General features: G+C 45.2%; 14 protein-coding genes. 3 read left to right on the top strand and 11 right to left on the bottom strand.

The annotated features are described in order from the left end of the window. Nucleotides 1-41: 41 nt before the first annotated feature. The 6 genes from IE070_RS06110 to zwf all read right to left on the bottom strand — a co-directional run bounded on the left by IE070_RS06110 (nucleotide 42) and on the right by zwf (nucleotide 7449). The gene (locus IE070_RS06110) at nucleotides 42-1649 is read right to left on the bottom strand and encodes an ABC-F family ATPase (protein ID WP_189481503.1); all 1608 of its coding nucleotides are present in this window, start codon (nucleotides 1647-1649) and stop codon (nucleotides 42-44) included. A 180-nt stretch (nucleotides 1650-1829) separates the two neighbouring features. Next, on the bottom strand, nucleotides 1830-2474 hold the full coding sequence (locus IE070_RS06105) for a bifunctional 4-hydroxy-2-oxoglutarate aldolase/2-dehydro-3-deoxy-phosphogluconate aldolase (protein ID WP_189481501.1): 645 nt from the start codon (nucleotides 2472-2474) through the stop codon (nucleotides 1830-1832). Between the two features lie 3 nt (nucleotides 2475-2477). Beyond that, nucleotides 2478-3449, bottom strand: coding sequence for a glucokinase (locus IE070_RS06100; RefSeq protein WP_189481500.1), 972 nt, complete (start codon nucleotides 3447-3449; stop codon nucleotides 2478-2480). Next, nucleotides 3442-5274, bottom strand: coding sequence for a phosphogluconate dehydratase (edd, locus tag IE070_RS06095; RefSeq protein WP_189481498.1), 1833 nt, complete (start codon nucleotides 5272-5274; stop codon nucleotides 3442-3444). Before edd ends, IE070_RS06100 begins: the two co-directional genes overlap by 8 nt. A gap of 9 nt (nucleotides 5275-5283) precedes the next feature. Further along, a complete protein-coding gene (gene pgl / locus IE070_RS06090) occupies nucleotides 5284-5973 on the bottom strand; it encodes a 6-phosphogluconolactonase (protein ID WP_189481496.1) in 690 nt (229 codons plus the stop codon). A gap of 3 nt (nucleotides 5974-5976) precedes the next feature. Next, a complete protein-coding gene (gene zwf, locus IE070_RS06085) occupies nucleotides 5977-7449 on the bottom strand; it encodes a glucose-6-phosphate dehydrogenase (RefSeq protein WP_189481494.1) in 1473 nt (490 codons plus the stop codon). 291 nt (nucleotides 7450-7740) lie between these two features. On the opposite strand from zwf, the gene IE070_RS06080 reads away from it, so the two are divergent. Both IE070_RS06080 and pyk read left to right on the top strand, forming a co-directional pair. Then, entirely contained in the window at nucleotides 7741-8598 is an 858-nt protein-coding gene (locus tag IE070_RS06080; RefSeq protein ID WP_189481492.1) for a MurR/RpiR family transcriptional regulator, read from the top strand. A gap of 128 nt (nucleotides 8599-8726) precedes the next feature. Further along, nucleotides 8727-10163, top strand: a complete 1437-nt coding sequence (gene pyk / locus IE070_RS06075; RefSeq protein ID WP_189481490.1) for a pyruvate kinase — start codon at nucleotides 8727-8729, stop codon at nucleotides 10161-10163. A 115-nt stretch (nucleotides 10164-10278) separates the two neighbouring features. Here pyk and IE070_RS06070 read toward each other — a convergent pair whose 3' ends face one another. Continuing rightward, a complete protein-coding gene (locus tag IE070_RS06070) occupies nucleotides 10279-11247 on the bottom strand; it encodes a DMT family transporter (protein WP_189481488.1) in 969 nt (322 codons plus the stop codon). A gap of 251 nt (nucleotides 11248-11498) precedes the next feature. Between IE070_RS06070 and IE070_RS06065 the strand changes: the two genes are divergently transcribed. Further along, on the top strand, nucleotides 11499-12494 hold the full coding sequence (locus IE070_RS06065) for an ATP-dependent 6-phosphofructokinase (RefSeq protein WP_189481485.1): 996 nt from the start codon (nucleotides 11499-11501) through the stop codon (nucleotides 12492-12494). Nucleotides 12495-12547: 53 nt separating this feature from the next. On the opposite strand, the gene IE070_RS06060 is transcribed toward IE070_RS06065, so the two are convergent. The 4 genes from IE070_RS06060 to IE070_RS06045 form a co-directional block, all read right to left on the bottom strand. Further along, nucleotides 12548-13366 (bottom strand): LytR/AlgR family response regulator transcription factor, encoded by an 819-nt coding sequence (locus IE070_RS06060; RefSeq protein ID WP_189481483.1) that lies wholly within the window; start codon nucleotides 13364-13366, stop codon nucleotides 12548-12550. Further along, nucleotides 13359-14450 carry a sensor histidine kinase gene (locus tag IE070_RS06055; RefSeq protein ID WP_189481481.1) on the bottom strand — a complete coding sequence of 364 codons (1092 nt, stop codon included), beginning with the start codon at nucleotides 14448-14450 and terminating at the stop codon, nucleotides 13359-13361. Before IE070_RS06055 ends, IE070_RS06060 begins: the two co-directional genes overlap by 8 nt. Before the next feature lie 151 nt (nucleotides 14451-14601). After that, nucleotides 14602-15069, bottom strand: coding sequence for an Mpo1 family 2-hydroxy fatty acid dioxygenase (locus IE070_RS06050; RefSeq protein ID WP_189481479.1), 468 nt, complete (start codon nucleotides 15067-15069; stop codon nucleotides 14602-14604). Nucleotides 15070-15134: 65 nt separating this feature from the next. Then, nucleotides 15135-15545, bottom strand: coding sequence for an acyl-CoA thioesterase (locus IE070_RS06045; protein WP_189481477.1), 411 nt, complete (start codon nucleotides 15543-15545; stop codon nucleotides 15135-15137). Nucleotides 15546-15612: the final 67 nt, after the last annotated feature.

The raw sequence follows: 15612 nt of genomic DNA, 5'->3' as shown, positions 1-15612 counted from the left end.
TACTGTCCGCGATGACCATCAATAATTAGATAAGCGTCGTCTTAGCGCTGTGCTTGAAGTGCGGCGAGCTGTTGTGCTAGATACTCTTCATAACTACCAACAAAGTTACGGACATCGTGATCGGTAATCTCAATGATGCGACTGGCCAACGACGAAACAAATTCACGATCGTGACTAACAAATAACAAGGTGCCTTTGTAATGCTCCAACGCTAAATTTAATGATTCGATTGATTCCATGTCTAAGTGGTTAGTCGGTTCATCCATCACCAAAATATTGGGACGCTGCAGCATTAACTTACCAAAAAGCATCCGACCCTGTTCACCACCTGACAGCACTTTTACCGATTTTTTAATATCATCTTGTGAAAACAGTAAACGTCCTAAAATACCTCGAATGGCTTGTTCATCATCAGACGGTTGCTTCCACTGGCTCATCCAATCAAACAAACTGATATCTTCAGCAAATTCGTGCGCGTGATCTTGCGCATAATAACCAATGGTAACGTTTTCTGACCATTTTATTAAACCGCTTTCAGGGGCGAGATCTCCCACTAAACACTTTAATAACGTCGATTTACCAATACCGTTGGCACCTAAAATGGCCACTTTCTCGCCAACTTCGATAGTCATTTTTAGGTTTTTTAATAAATGTAACTCACCAAAGCGTTTGTTTAAGCCTTCTACCTCTAACGCTAAGCGATAAAGCTGTTTTTGTTGTTCAAAACGAATAAAGGGGTTAACGCGGCTAGAGGCTTTTACTTCCTCTAACTGAATTTTTTCAATTTGTTTTGCACGGCTGGTCGCTTGACGCGCTTTAGACGCATTCGCAGAGAAACGGCTCACGAAAGTCTGTAACTCAGCAATTTGCGCTTTTTTCTTAGCGTTATCAGACAGGAGACGCTCGCGTGCTTGTGTTGCAGCCGTCATATACTCATCATAATTGCCAGGATATACGCGCAATTCACCAAAATCTAAATCGGCCATGTGCGTACAAACACTGTTTAAAAAGTGCCGATCGTGCGAAATAATCACCATGGTAGAATTACGTTCAGCCAACACGTTTTCTAACCAACGAATGGTATTAATATCCAAGTTGTTGGTCGGTTCGTCTAACAACATAATTTCTGGATCAGCAAACAGGACTTGTGCCAATAACACCCGTAATTTAAACCCTGGTGCAACAGCCGACATTAAGCCGTAATGAAGTTCAATTGGGATCCCGACGCCTAACAGTAATTCGCTGGCGCGTGACTCGGCCGAATAACCATCCATTTCACCAAAGGCGACTTCTAAATCGGCTACCTTCATGCCCTCTTCTTCGGTCATCTCAGCAGAAGCATAAATACGATCACGCTCTGATTTAACGTCCCACAATTCAGCATGGCCCATGATCACCGTATCAATGACACTAAATTGTTCAAAAGCAAACTGATCTTGGTGTAACTTCGCCACGCGATGATTTGGTTCAACAAACACATTACCGGCACTGGGTTCAAGTTCGCGACTCAGAATTTTCATAAACGTCGACTTGCCACAGCCATTGGCGCCAATTAAACCATAGCGATTACCCTCGCCAAATTTAACTGAAATATTTTCGAATAACGGCTTAGCGCCGAATTGCATGGTAATGTTATTGGTTGAAATCACAAATTGATCCGTTACTGGGTTAAAACAGCGAAAAAAGGAGCGCTATCATACGCGGTTTATGGCAAAAACTCAAAGCACCCTAGGCAGTTTAGCTGATAAAGCAAAACCGGCCTGAGCCGGTTTAAACACGTAAACAACCACCTTGATAATAGCGTGGCGGCAAAGTGTGTATCGTTTGACTTACAGAGCAGCCGCTACCGCTTTTGCGGTTAACTCTGTCACTTTGTGCCAATCTTTACTCGCAATGGCATTATCAGGGACGATCCATGAGCCCCCAACACAACTTACATTGGGTAACGCCAAATATTCACGGTAATTTTGTTCGTTAATGCCACCTGTTGGGCAAAACCGAATATCCGCAAAAGGCCCATAAATTGACTTCAAGGTCTTTGTCCCGCCTGCAGCCTCAGCTGGGAAAAATTTAAAATGGGTATAGCCTAAGCCCATCCCTTCCATAAGCTCAGAGATACTGGCAATACCTGGAATTAGGGGAATTGCTGCCTCTTTACCCGCTTGCAGTAATTCACGCGTCATCCCTGGGCTAATGGCAAACTTAGCTCCGGCAGCAATAACGGCTTGTAATTGTTCGGCATTGGTCACTGTTCCGGCGCCCACTACGGCTTCAGGCACCTGCTCTGCGATCAACTTAATTGCTTCTAACGCTGCAGGTGTGCGCAAAGTGACTTCTAATACTTTGATACCCCCTGCTAATAATGCCCGTGCCAATGGCACGGCATCATCAAGATCCTTAATTACGATAACGGGCACCACAGGTCCCATTGCGAACAACACTGACGGTTGTAATTGCCAATTCGTAAATGCCATAACTTAACCCGCCAATGTTTGTTTAAGATAAACGGCTGCACCCAGTAATCCTGGTTGTTCTGCAGTCACGATAAAAATAGGGATTTGCCGATTAAAGTCGGCAAAACGGCCTTTGGCATCAAAACGCTCCCGAAAGGCACTATTCCCAAGTAACGGTAATAATTTGGGCACGATCCCGCCAGCCACATAAACGCCGCCAAAGGTGCTAAGTGTTAATGCTAAATCGCCGGCAATACTGCCCAAGCTGGCATAGAACTGTTTCACTGTAGCGACGGCAAGTGCAGAAGTATCACTTAAGGCATGCTGACCAATTTCGCCGGCCGTTAAAGCCGGAGCTTCGATTTGTTGATAAGCGGCTAAGGCCTGATAGATGGCTTCTAACCCTGGACCAGAAAGTAAGCGTTCAGGAGAAACATGGCCGTATTGTGCAGCTAAATGTTGCTGAATAAACCATTCTTGAGTATTTTGCGGCGCCCAATCGACATGACCGCCCTCACCTGGTAAGGGCACAAATTTGTCCGCGACAGGGATCAGATGCGCCACCCCCAAACCGGTACCGGCACCTAATACCGCCATCGGTTTGCCCACTTGCGCAGGCTGACCACCAATTTGGATCTTTTGATCGCTGGCCAAGGCCGGTAAACACATGGCCACGGCCGTAAAATCATTCATTACTAACAATGTTTGCAAGCCGAGGTCTTGCTGCATACGCTTGATAGAAAATTGCCAATGAAAGTTTGTCATCCTAACATCGTCGCCATTAACCGGGCAGGCAATGGCGATGGCAACATCTTTAATGGCAGTAAGGTCTTGTTCTTGCTGATAATGACTTAAAGCATCCGCTAAACTGGCAAAGTTTGCACAGGGGTAAACCGCCACTTGATCAAGCGCTAAGGTATCAAGCGCGACACGGCTAAAACGGGCATTCGTGCCGCCAATATCCGCCACGATAGCAAATTGACGTAACTCAGCCATGCAAATGCTCCTCGGTAATGAAGAGACTGCACGCGCCCTGCTCTGCACCTGTTAATTGTTGACGCAGTGCGCCAAACATTTCACGGCCCATGCCATAAAAATTACCGCTCATATCAGAGGTCGCTAACGGCCGCGCCGCCAATTCTGCAGCATCCACTAATATCTCTAGCTTACCGGTTTCACCATCCACCAAAATCATATCGCCGGTTTGAATTTTCGCAATATTGCCACCATCAACCGCTTCAGGTGTTAAATGAATCGCGGCCGGCACTTTGCCTGAGGCGCCCGACATACGACCATCTGTCACTAAGGCCACTTTATAGCCTTTATCTTGTAACACGCCCAACGGTGGCGTGAGTTTGTGTAACTCCGGCATGCCGCACGCTTTTGGACCTTGGAATCGCACCACAACCACACAATCTTTATTCAAATCACCGGCTTTGAAGGCGGCATCTAATTCATGCTGGCTATGAAATACCACTGCAGGCGCTTTTACGACCTCAGTGCCGCTTCGTAAAGACGATGTTTTCATGACAGCGCGGCCAATATTTCCGGCCATCAAAATTAAACCACCGTGCGCTTTAAATGGCTTATCGGCAGAGGTTAACACGTCAAGATCGGACGAAACGTCAGGTCCATCGATCCACGCCAATTTGCCATCTTGAATCACTGGCGTTTGGGTGTAACGGCGTAGGCCTGGACCAGCAATCGTTTGCACATCTTCGTGCAATAGGCCTTGATCTAACAGCGTGCGGATCAGGTAAGCCATACCACCAGCTTGCTGGAAGTGGTTAATATCTGCTTGACCATTTGGATAAATGCGTGTGATCAATGGTGTCGCATCAGACAATTCCGCAAAATCATCCCAATTGACAATAAAACCAGCTGAGCGCGCTACGGCAATTAAATGCATGGTATGGTTGGTTGAACCGCCTGTGGCAAGTAATCCCACGATGCCATTCACTACGGCTTTAGCGTCAACTAACTTACCGATAGGAAGATAATCATTACCCAGCTCAGTTAAACGCGTTACTTGGCGTGCCGCCGCTTTGGTTAATTCATCACGTAATTCGGTACCTGGATTAACAAAAGAAGACCCCGGTAAATGCAGTCCCATCATTTCCACCACGAGCTGGTTTGAATTCGCCGTGCCATAAAAGGTACAGGTGCCCGCGGAGTGATACGATTTAGATTCCGCCTCTAACAATTCTTCTTTACCCACTTTGCCTTCAGCGAATAACTGACGAACACGGGCTTTTTCTTTATTTGGGATCCCAGATGGCATGGGGCCAGCAGGAACAAACACAAAGGGTAAATGGCCAAAGCTCAGTGCTGCCATTAATAAACCTGGGACAATTTTGTCACAAATCCCCAGCATCAGGCCGCCATCAAACATATTATGAGATAACCCCACGGCCGCTGACATGGCAATAACATCCCGGCTAAGTAAGCTTAACTCCATACCTGGCTGACCTTGGGTTACGCCATCACACATAGCAGGTACACCCCCGGCAAATTGTGCAACGCTACCCACGTCTGCAACAGCCTGCTTAATCACATCGGGATAAAATTGATAAGGTTGATGCGCAGATAACATGTCGTTATAAGACGAAATAATACCAATATTCGCCTTGGTTAAGCTGCGTAAATCGGCTTTTTCGGCTGCACTGCAGGCTGCAAAACCATGCGCTAAATTACCACAACTTAACACGCCACGATGTGGGCCTTTTTTACGGGCTTGCTCAAGCCGTGATAAATAAATAGCGCGGCTTTTTTCACTGCGAGCAATAATACGATCGGTAACCTGCTGAACCACTGGATTCATAACTAACCTCTATTTCGGTGAATACATCACATCAACTGACACTGAAGGATGATGCAAGAAAGCCCTTATCGGCATTTGCATAGGATCGGTGTCAGCAAGAGCCTGTTGTAAAACCGGGAACTTGTTCTCACCTACCAAGTGTAAAAAAATATGTCTGCTGTCGAGTAAGCGTACTTTACTTAAACTGATCCGTTGAAAGGGAGCAGACGTTGGCTCTGCCGCCAAGACTGCCGGCGCTGTGTCAGCTAACCCTTCTGCTAATTGTTTACTGCAAGGGAATAAAGACGCCGTATGGCCATCTTCACCCATGCCTAAAATCACGGCATCAAACGTTGGCAAAGACGCTACGCGCGGCAGAATAGCGGGCACTGCAGCAAAAGCGTTTTCAGCCTCAGCATATAAACTAATAAAGGTTGCGTGCGCCGCATGCTGTTGTAACAACGTTGCTTTTACCAAACGTTCATTGCTTTGCTCTGAGTCTGTAGGAAGATAACGATCATCGGCCAGCAAAATAGTCACGTTTTCCCATGCCAAAGGCGTTGCTGCCAACGCTTGAAATAAGGCTTGAGGTGTTCTGCCTCCGGATACGACTAAATAGGCCGCGCCACGCGTTGAGATCGCATTGCTAAGGATCGCAACGAGCTTTGCTGCAAAGTCATTATTTAAAGCCGCACTGTCGGTAAATTGATGTAATTGCATAAATTACTCGTCCCAATTTCTGTCATCGCGCGCCATCATAGAGATAGCGGATACGGGGCCCCAACTGCCCGCTTGGTAAGATTTTGGCGGCTCGTTACTATTACGCCATGCGTTAATAATGCCATCAACCCATTGCCATGCTTGCTCAACTTCATCACGGCGCACAAACAAATATTGATTACCTAACATCGCTTCTAGCAACAAACGCTCGTAGGCATCGGCAATGCGCTGCGATTTGAACGTTTCATCAAAACTTAAATCGAGTTTGCTTTGCTGTAAACGCATACTCTCACCCAAGCCAGGGATTTTATTCATGACTTGAATTTCAACACCTTCATCGGGCTGTAAACGGATGATCAGTTTATTGGCGGGTAATTCGCGATAAGTTTCGTGAAAAATATTGTGTGGTTGGGGTTTAAAGCAAATCACCACCTCACTGTGTTTTTTCGGCATGCGCTTGCCTGTTCGCAGGTAAAACGGTACACCCGCCCAACGCCAGTTATCAATATCCACTTTAATGGCAACAAAGGTTTCGGTTTTACTGTTCGGGCGTGCGCCCTCTTCTTCTAAGTAACCTGGTACCGCCTGACCTGTCGCAAAGCCCGCAGCGTATTGTCCACGCACGGTTTTTTCTTGCACATTGGTATGATCAATCCGGCGCAGTGCTTTGAGTACTTTCAGCTTTTCGTCACGAATACTGTCGGCATCTAAGCGCGCGGGTGGCTCCATGGCAATTAAGGATAAAACCTGCAGTAAATGGTTTTGAACCATATCACGCATTTGACCGGCATCATCGTAATAACTCCAACGCCCTTCCACACCCACTTCTTCTGCAACCGTTATTTGCACATGATCAATGGCGTTGTGATCCCAGTTAGAGGCAAAAATGGCATTGGCAAAACGTAATGCCAACAGATTTAACACGGTCTCCTTACCTAAATAGTGATCAATACGATAAATTTGGCATTCTTTGAAGTACTCAGCCACCTTATCGTTGATCACACGAGACGACGCCAAATCATGACCAATCGGCTTTTCTAACACCACACGAGACGGTTCCGCGGCTAAACCAGCTTCTGCTAAACCACGACATAAATCGCCAAATAAAGACGGTGGCGTAGCAAAATAACTTACCGGGATGCGCTTCTCAATATCAACAACGGCTACCAGTTTTTGGTAATCCGACGTTTTGGTTAAATCGATAGCGACATAATGCAGTTTGGCAGACAAGATTGCCCACACTTGCTCATCTAAAGGTTCTTTCTTTAAAAAACGCACTAAATTGGTTTTCACCAATTCCACATAAGCCGCTTTGTCCATCTCGTCACGGGCAACACCGATAATGCGCGAGTCGCTGGCCAACAGGCCGGCTTTTTCTAACTGATATAATGCTGGCAGCAATTTACGACGTGCTAAATCGCCTTTGGTGCCGAATAAAATAAGATCACATGCTTGGTTTTGCGTTGTGGTTGTCATAACTCAGCCTTGAATAAGATGTAATTTTACAACACTTGCCCCATACTAACGGACTGAAAGTGCCTTGTAAACGCTATATTATGTAATTTTATTACAAAACAGTTTTAAATTTTGACTCTCTGTATATTATAGTGCAGCCTTGATCGCATTCCTCTGGATTTGTGGTAAATTTAGACCTGTTTTGTTTTTTTGTTTGAAATAACACAGATGAACAAACAGCAAATCCGGCAAAAAACAACATAGCAAGATGGCCTCGCATGTACGGGGACAGACAAGCGCAGGTATCCGCGAATGAATGTACTGGAAAAAATTGTTAGTAGTGTCAATAACTTCAGCAAGTCTGAGCGTAAAGTAGCAGACGTTATCTTAGCTAATCCACAAATGACCATTCATAGTAGTATTGCAGCGTTAGCTAAAATGGCCGATGTAAGTGAACCTACCGTAAACCGCTTTTGTCGTCGTTTAGACACCAAAGGCTTTCCGGATTTCAAATTACATTTGGCGCAAAGCTTGGCTAATGGTACGCCTTACGTGAATCGTCATGTCGAAGAAGAAGATGGCCCGGAAGCCTACACTGCCAAGATATTTGAATCAACTATGGCGGCATTAGATACCGCTCGTCAGCGCGTCGATATTAACGCGATTAACCGTGCAGTAGATGTGCTGACTCAAGCGAAAAAAATATCCTTCTTTGGCTTAGGCGCCTCAGCATCGGTTGCCCATGATGCCCAAAATAAATTCTTCCGCTTTAATGTGCCCGTTGTCTGTTTTGACGATATTGTAATGCAGCGTATGTCGGCTATTAATAGTAGCGATGGTGATGTGGTAGTTTGTATCAGCCACACTGGCCGCACCAAAAATCTCTGCGACATCGCAGCCATTGCTCGTGAGAACGACGCCACAGTTATTGGTATTACGGCTTACGACAGCCCACTTGCTCGCGAATGCACTCTGGTGCTGTCGCTAGATGTACCAGAAGATACCGATATGTATATGCCAATGGCGTCGCGCGTTGCGCAATTAGTGCTTATCGATATTTTGGCCACGGGTTTTACGTTACGTCGTGGCAGTAAATTCAGAGAGAATCTGAAAAAAGTCAAAGACAGCCTGCGTGGTTCACGCTTCGACAAGAAAGATCTTAATAACTAAATCAGAAAAATCTAGCGCAATCTGTAATTTTAATTCAGATTTGCGCTATATTCTGTAATAAAATTACATTAGACTAGGTTGTGTCAAGCATGACGCTATCTAATTGCGCTTAACAGCAGGAGTTATCGATGCCTAGAAGAACTAAAATCGTCGCCACCCTCGGCCCCGCCACTAATACCCAAGCTACTATTGAAAAACTGATTCAGGCAGGTGCCAGTGTTTTTCGGTTAAATTTCTCTCATGGTGCTGCTGAAGATCACAAAGAACGCGCGCAAATGGTGCGCGCCGCTGCCGCAAAATTAGGCTGTCATGTTGCTATATTGGGCGACTTGCAAGGCCCCAAAATTCGGGTTTCAACCTTTAAAGATGGCGCTATCATTTTAGAAGAAGGCCAACAATTTGTATTAGATGCTGCCCTGCCCAAAGGCGCCGGTAACATAACCCAAGTGGGTATTGATTATAAAGAACTGCCACAAGATGTAGTGCCTGGTGATTTACTGTTATTAGATGATGGCCGTATTCAATTGCAAGTTGATGCCGTAAATGGCGAGCGCGTGATTACTACGGTAACGGTGGGCGGCAAACTCAGCAATAACAAAGGTATCAATCGACAAGGGGGTGGCTTAACGGCGCCTGCTCTTACCGATAAAGATAAGCGCGATATTATTACCGCAGCTGAGATTGATGTAGATTATCTTGCTGTGTCTTTCCCTCGTTGTGGCGATGATTTACGTTTAGCCCGTGAACTAGCCGTAGCGGCAGGTTCTGAAGCACGTATTATGGCGAAAGTGGAACGCGCCGAAGCGGTTGCTGATGATGAAACGTTAGATGACATCATTCGCGCATCAGATGCTGTGATGGTGGCACGTGGTGATTTAGGTGTTGAAATTGGCGATGCTGAATTAGTCGGTCAACAAAAACGCATTATTGCACGCTCACGCCAGTTAAATCGCATCGTCATCACCGCAACGCAAATGATGGAAAGCATGATTGAAAGCCCCATGCCAACACGGGCGGAAGTGATGGATGTGGCCAATGCCGTATTAGACGGTACCGATGGCGTAATGCTTTCAGCAGAAACGGCCGCAGGTAAATACCCCATTGAAACCGTTAAAGCTATGGTTCGGGTTTGTAATGGTGCAGAAAAACACCCTTCTATCCAAAGTTCGAAACATCGGATGAATTTAAGCTTCACTGAAATCAGTGAAACCATTGCCTTATCTGCCATGTATGCCGCTAATCATTTGGAAGGGATCAAAGCGATTATCACCCTGACAGAGTCAGGCTACACGGCCAAATTGATGTCACGTATTACCTCGTCGCAACCTATTTTTGCTTTATCGCGTCATGTAAAAACGTTAAACAAAATGGCGATGTATCGTGGGGTTTATCCAGCTTTCTTTGACAGTACCGAAGTGGACGTTGCCGAATTAGCCGATCGTGCTATTGATGTGATTCGCGACAAAGCGGGATTAAAAGCCGGCGATTTAGTGATCATGACCCATGGCGATGTTATGCTACAAGTTGGCGCGTCTAATACCTGTAAAATTGTAACGGTAAAATAATGATATCTAGCGGTTTAATACGCTAGGCGAAGTACAAAACACACCTAATAAAAAAGCCCTTTTTTGGGGCTTTTTTTATGCCTATTAAGCCATCAAGCGCGTTGAGCTAAAGAGGTTACAACACATCTCGTTGCAGTTTTCGTACGCGGCGAGCTGCTCGGTATTCTGCAAATTGTGGGGCTAATGCGGTTAAGGCTGAGCCAGCAACAACCGAGAAAGCGCCAAGCCAAGACCAAAGATTGAGTTGCTGTGGGACAAATTGCGGCCAAATCCATGCCACAATATTGGCACTTAAAATGGTAATAAGTGGCGTGATCGCTAAAACGGCACTTACTTTTGAGGCCTCCCAATGATGTAATGCCTCTGCAAAAGCCCCATACGCCACCACCGTATTTAAGCAGCAAAACAGCAGTAAAGACCATTGTAACCACGATAAACTGGCTATCGGCTGAAAATCTGACACGGGGATAAAGGCAATGGTACCGGCAACATAAATAAGGTACATAATTTGTTTTGAGGTGTAATGTACCAATAATTGCTTTTGCGCTAAGGCATACGCTGCCCACGTAACGGCGGCAACAATAACCAATAATACCCCCAAGGTTTCACTGCTCGCGTCTAACATAAGGGTAACTAAGCGCTCGTTAAAAAACAGCAATAGTCCCACGACAAGCAATACTGCCCCAACCCGCTGCCAAAACAACAAACGTTCTTTGAAAATAATAACACCGCCCAGCATCATCAAATACGGCGCTAGCTGAATTAATGTTTGTGCCGTTTCTGCCGTAAGATTGTTTAACCCTGACAAATAAAAAATGTAATTTAATAACAAGCCGACAATAGCAATGATCATCAATCCCGCTATTTTCGGCTGTTTTAAACCTTTTAAGGCCGGTAATTTACCGCGCAATCCCAACCAGACACCTACAAGTATTGCAGCAACTAAAAAGCGAATAGCAGTAATGGTATTTGCTGTGAGCACTTCCAGCAAAATTTTTAGCGCGATGGGCAAAATACCCCACAATATCGCCGTGGTTAAAGCCAACAGGAGGCCTACAAATGCTTTACCGGTGATTTGATGCATGCAATGACTTTTCCTAAACCATACAACTGACAAAATGTCAGAGGCTTATTGTCGCTTAAAAGCAGACTAACTGTCGCGGCTTTTCTTTAAAATTGCGTTAAATCAAAGTTTTTCGGCGTTTTATCACTATACTTGATTATCCCTACAGCGCAGGCAAGCGAAACGATAGATGAAGCAATAGGTTAGGCAGCACGCCCTTGCCAGCTACAGCGAATGCACAAAGCACTTACATATTAAAGGAACACACTATCATGTCTATGGTTAAACGTATTGGTGTTCTCACCTCAGGTGGTGATGCACCTGGTATGAACGCCGCTATTCGCGCTATCGTGCTGACCGCGGCGCATCACCAGATTGACGTTGTTGGCTTTAAACATGGGTTTATTGGATTACTGCAACAAGACTATCAGCCCCTAATGACACACCATGTTGATAATATTATTCAACGTGGTGGCACAATATTAAAAAGTGCGCGCTGTCCGGGGTTACACACTGTTGAGGGACCAAGGCATGCCGCCGCCACCCTACATGAACTTAATATTGATGCCCTCATTGTGGTTGGCGGCGATGGCAGCTTCAGAGGCGCCTTAGCGATTGCCGAACATTACCAAGGGCAAATAATCGGAGTTCCAGGGACCATCGACAATGACGTAGATGGCAGCGATATGACCATTGGCTATGCTACGGCGTTAGATACCGCCCTAGATGCTATTGATAAAATTCGTGATACTGCAGATGCCTTTGAACGTATCTTTCTTGTTGAGCTTATGGGGAGACACAGTGGCTATTTAGCCTTAGCGGCCGGGATCGCTGGTGGCGCTGAACAAATTATTTGTCCAGAATTTGGGCCTTTAGACCCGCATAATTTACAACACATCATCACCCCTATTCAGCATGCTCAGTTATTAAGAGGCAAAGCCAGCTACATTATTGTCGTAGCAGAAAACAGTTATCCTGGTGGTAGCAGCGCACTGGCCGAGGCACTAACTAACGCCGTTGGTGTTGAATGTCGGGCCTGTATTCTCGGGCATATTCAACGCGGAGGCAGCCCAGTAGGTGCTGATCGTATTTTGGCGACAAAATTGGGCGCTTTTGCTGTAGAACTGGTGATTAATGGTGAACATTTACAGATGGCTGGAGAAGTTAGTGGCACATTACAAGGGTATCCCCTTGCCAAAACGGGGGATCGTAGTAAGGCTATTGATCCTTACTTAGTGCGCTGGCAACAGCAAATTGGCCGCAACTAGCGCACTAGGGGGAACAGGTTTCTAACCAACAAAGGCCAACAGGCCTTAGCATTCTAATGGCTAAAGACTTGTTTAACCCGATCTTTATAACTCCGGCTGACTTTAACGGATTGGCCATTGGTTAAGACTAATTGGTGTTCGCCGTTACTTAGCATTTGTAACTTTGCAATGGTGTGCACGTTGACAATGGCTGAACGATGCACTCGAACAAATAAACGTGGATCAAGTTCGCTTTCTAATTCTTTCATGGTGCGCCGTAAAATGTGCGTTTGACCGTCTCGGGTATGAATGCACATATAATCCCCTGCCGCATCCACCCAATCAATTTCGGCCACGGGCACTCGGGTAATTTCCCCACTGTCTTTGATGCTAATGGCATCCGGAAAACGACTGCCAACAACAGGCTCTGCTTTATCAAGACGCTCTAAGATCATATCAGGCTGATCACCGGTTAAGCGAGCCACCGCAGCAGTAAGTTGATCTTTATGTTTTTGATTGTCCGAAGCACCATGGTACGTAATGACTTTTTCAACTGCCGCTTTTAACCGCTCCGGCTCAACGGGTTTTAACACGTAATCTAACGCATTTACCTCAAACGCATTAAACGCGTATTGATCATAGGCGGTAACAAAAACCACATAAGGCATTTTTATGCTTTGTTGCTGTAAATGCTTTAGCACCGCAAAGCCATCCATACCCGGCATTTCAACATCGAGAAAAACCAAATCAGGGGCAAGTTCTGTAATAGCATTTATAGCATCAGGGCCGTTACTACATTCTGCAACAACGGTTAACTCGCTAAAGGCGGCTAGCCGGACCAACATCCCTTTTCGCGCTAAAGGTTCATCGTCTACCACTATGACATTAAGCATGCTCGGATTCCGTTTTTTCTAATTGTAAGGGGATTCTTATATTCACCTTTACGCCCCGTGGTTCATTATGGGTTAGTACTAAGGCAAAATCATTATCGTATAACGCCGCCAAACGCTCACGCGTATTGACTAAACCCACACCACTATCACTATTGTCTGGGATTTTCACCGCCCCATCAATCAACGACATTCCCGGCCCATTATCGGCCACCTCTAATAACAAATCGTGACCAAATATTTTGGCTTTAATGGCAATCTCACCACCATTAACCTGACTGGCCACGGCATATTTAATAGCGTTTTCAATCAGCGGTTGCAATATTAAACTGGGTACCAGCGCTTTTTCGGTGCCAGGCTCAAGATCAATGGTAATGGTTAAACGTTCAGAAAAGCGCACTTTTTCAATTTCTAAATACAAACGTGCAGCATATATTTCTTGTTCAAGCATCACCTTGTTAATGGGATCTTTGTATAACGAATAACGTAAGAAATCACTCAACCGGCTTACCATTTTGTTCGCCGTGTCGTTGTCATTAATCAATACCAGCGTTGAAATAGCATTAAGCGTATTAAACAAAAAATGTGGGTTAAGTTGATAGCGCAACATTTTAAGTTGGGCTTCATGCGCTTTATTCATCGCCGTTAGCAGCTTTTGTTTTTCTAACTGTAAGGTTTGATAGTATTTGATCCCAAAATACAATCCACTCCAACTAAGCATGACATAAAATGCAGCAGGCGTGTCTTTAATGTAAAGCAGCCAATCGGACGGACGATAACCGTGGCGATAAATCTCCCAATAGTTAAAGTTGCGTATCACCGTCCACAGCATGGCAATAAACAATGCCACCCCAAGCACCACCAGGATCATTTTCCACGGATCCCAAAACCACACTTTTCGATACAAATAGCGTAAAGGAATGGTGAGTAACCAGCCAACATAGGCGTCTAAACTGATCACAATGAGAAACGCATCCCGCGTATCCAGCATTAATGAGCTTAAGTAATTTACAATAGCAAAACCAAGCCAACCTAGCGTATGCAGGATCCAAAACTGACGATTTCTGTCTTCAAAGAGTTTGTTCAAATTTCACGCCGGTTAACACACACGAATGGCACCATTATAGCCTTCAACGTGGCCAAAACCTTACCCGCCTGCCGTATTTAGCCAGACATTAATCGCAAGTAAGGAATTAAGCCATAACATTATCGAAGGATTGTGTAAGCAAGAACGCTGCTTAATAGCGAATATGTAATCGTTTCAGCACAAAGCCTAATAACCAGGCTGGACCAATTAGCAAAAAGGCTAAGTCTTGAAAAAATGACGGTTTTTTGCCTTCGATTTTATGGCCAACAAATTGTAGCACCCACATCACGATAAAGACTAACAGCGAAAGTTGCCAAATGTCGATCACGCTTTGTTGCTCTAGCATACGAATCAGCGTGACTACCGCGGCCGAAAAAATGGTCATGCCTAGCCCGAGGCTAAATGCCAATAAAAAATAAAACAATAAGGCTGGCATCAACAACAATAATGCCCAATTGATACCCTGCTCGGCTAAGCTGGCAATCGGCATAGGTATTTGCCACAGCAAACCAATCACCGTGGCATAAATGGTAGGTACCGCCAACCAATGGATCAGTTTATTGGTGGGATGTTGATGACTAACGGCGTATTCGTTAAACCATTGCTGGGCAGTTTTCATAAGGATATCGACCTCTTAGAATATAGGGTGATGGCATGCCGCTAAAAATAACAAGGTCGGGCCAGTTACACAAGCGTCGCATCTAACACGGGGGTAGGTTTACGCTGCTCATCTAAGGCAACAAAGGTAAAACTACCTGATATTGCCTTATGTTGATTATCGTCGTACATATTTTCAACAAAAATATCCACTTGTACTTTAATGCTCGTGCGGCCAACATGAGACACTCTGGCTACCAATTCTAAAATGGTACCGGCCTGAATAGACTCTTTAAAATCTACACGATCAGAACACACCGTTACCAGCGGCTTACGGCAAAAACGCGTTGCTGCAATAAAAGCGGCTTCATCCATCCAAGCTAAAGCTTCACCACCAAATAACGTATTGTGATGATTGGTTCTTCCTGGGAATACAGTTTTGGTTACACGGGTTACTGCATATTCAATGCGCTTACTAATTACTGCTTCGTTTGACATCTTTTTACCCTAATCACTAAATCAACCGTTATTATACGTTAACCGCAACCTTAGCGTAACGTTGATA

It is taken from the genome of Alishewanella tabrizica, assembly GCF_014652375.1.
Taxonomy (GTDB): Bacteria; Pseudomonadota; Gammaproteobacteria; order Enterobacterales; family Alteromonadaceae; genus Alishewanella; species Alishewanella tabrizica.
The sequence above is the reverse complement of the archived record's forward strand: the minus strand, read 5'-3'. Positions and strand labels throughout refer to the sequence as shown.

Bases quoted from the DNA above. Each gene is read 5' to 3' on its own strand.
- IE070_RS06045 (WP_189481477.1), bottom strand. From the start codon at position 15,545: ATGTCAAACGAAGCAGTAATTAGTAAGCGCATTGAATATGCAGTAACC.
- pgl (WP_189481496.1), bottom strand. From the start codon at position 5,973: ATGCAATTACATCAATTTACCGACAGTGCGGCTTTAAATAATGACTTT.
- IE070_RS06080 (WP_189481492.1), top strand. From the start codon at position 7,741: ATGAATGTACTGGAAAAAATTGTTAGTAGTGTCAATAACTTCAGCAAG.
- IE070_RS06065 (WP_189481485.1), top strand. From the start codon at position 11,499: ATGTCTATGGTTAAACGTATTGGTGTTCTCACCTCAGGTGGTGATGCA.
- IE070_RS06100 (WP_189481500.1), bottom strand. From the start codon at position 3,449: ATGGCTGAGTTACGTCAATTTGCTATCGTGGCGGATATTGGCGGCACG.
- IE070_RS06105 (WP_189481501.1), bottom strand. From the start codon at position 2,474: ATGGCATTTACGAATTGGCAATTACAACCGTCAGTGTTGTTCGCAATG.
- pyk (WP_189481490.1), top strand. From the start codon at position 8,727: ATGCCTAGAAGAACTAAAATCGTCGCCACCCTCGGCCCCGCCACTAAT.
- edd (WP_189481498.1), bottom strand. From the start codon at position 5,274: ATGAATCCAGTGGTTCAGCAGGTTACCGATCGTATTATTGCTCGCAGT.
- IE070_RS06060 (WP_189481483.1), bottom strand. From the start codon at position 13,366: ATGCTTAATGTCATAGTGGTAGACGATGAACCTTTAGCGCGAAAAGGG.
- zwf (WP_189481494.1), bottom strand. From the start codon at position 7,449: ATGACAACCACAACGCAAAACCAAGCATGTGATCTTATTTTATTCGGC.
- IE070_RS06070 (WP_189481488.1), bottom strand. From the start codon at position 11,247: ATGCATCAAATCACCGGTAAAGCATTTGTAGGCCTCCTGTTGGCTTTA.
- IE070_RS06050 (WP_189481479.1), bottom strand. From the start codon at position 15,069: ATGAAAACTGCCCAGCAATGGTTTAACGAATACGCCGTTAGTCATCAA.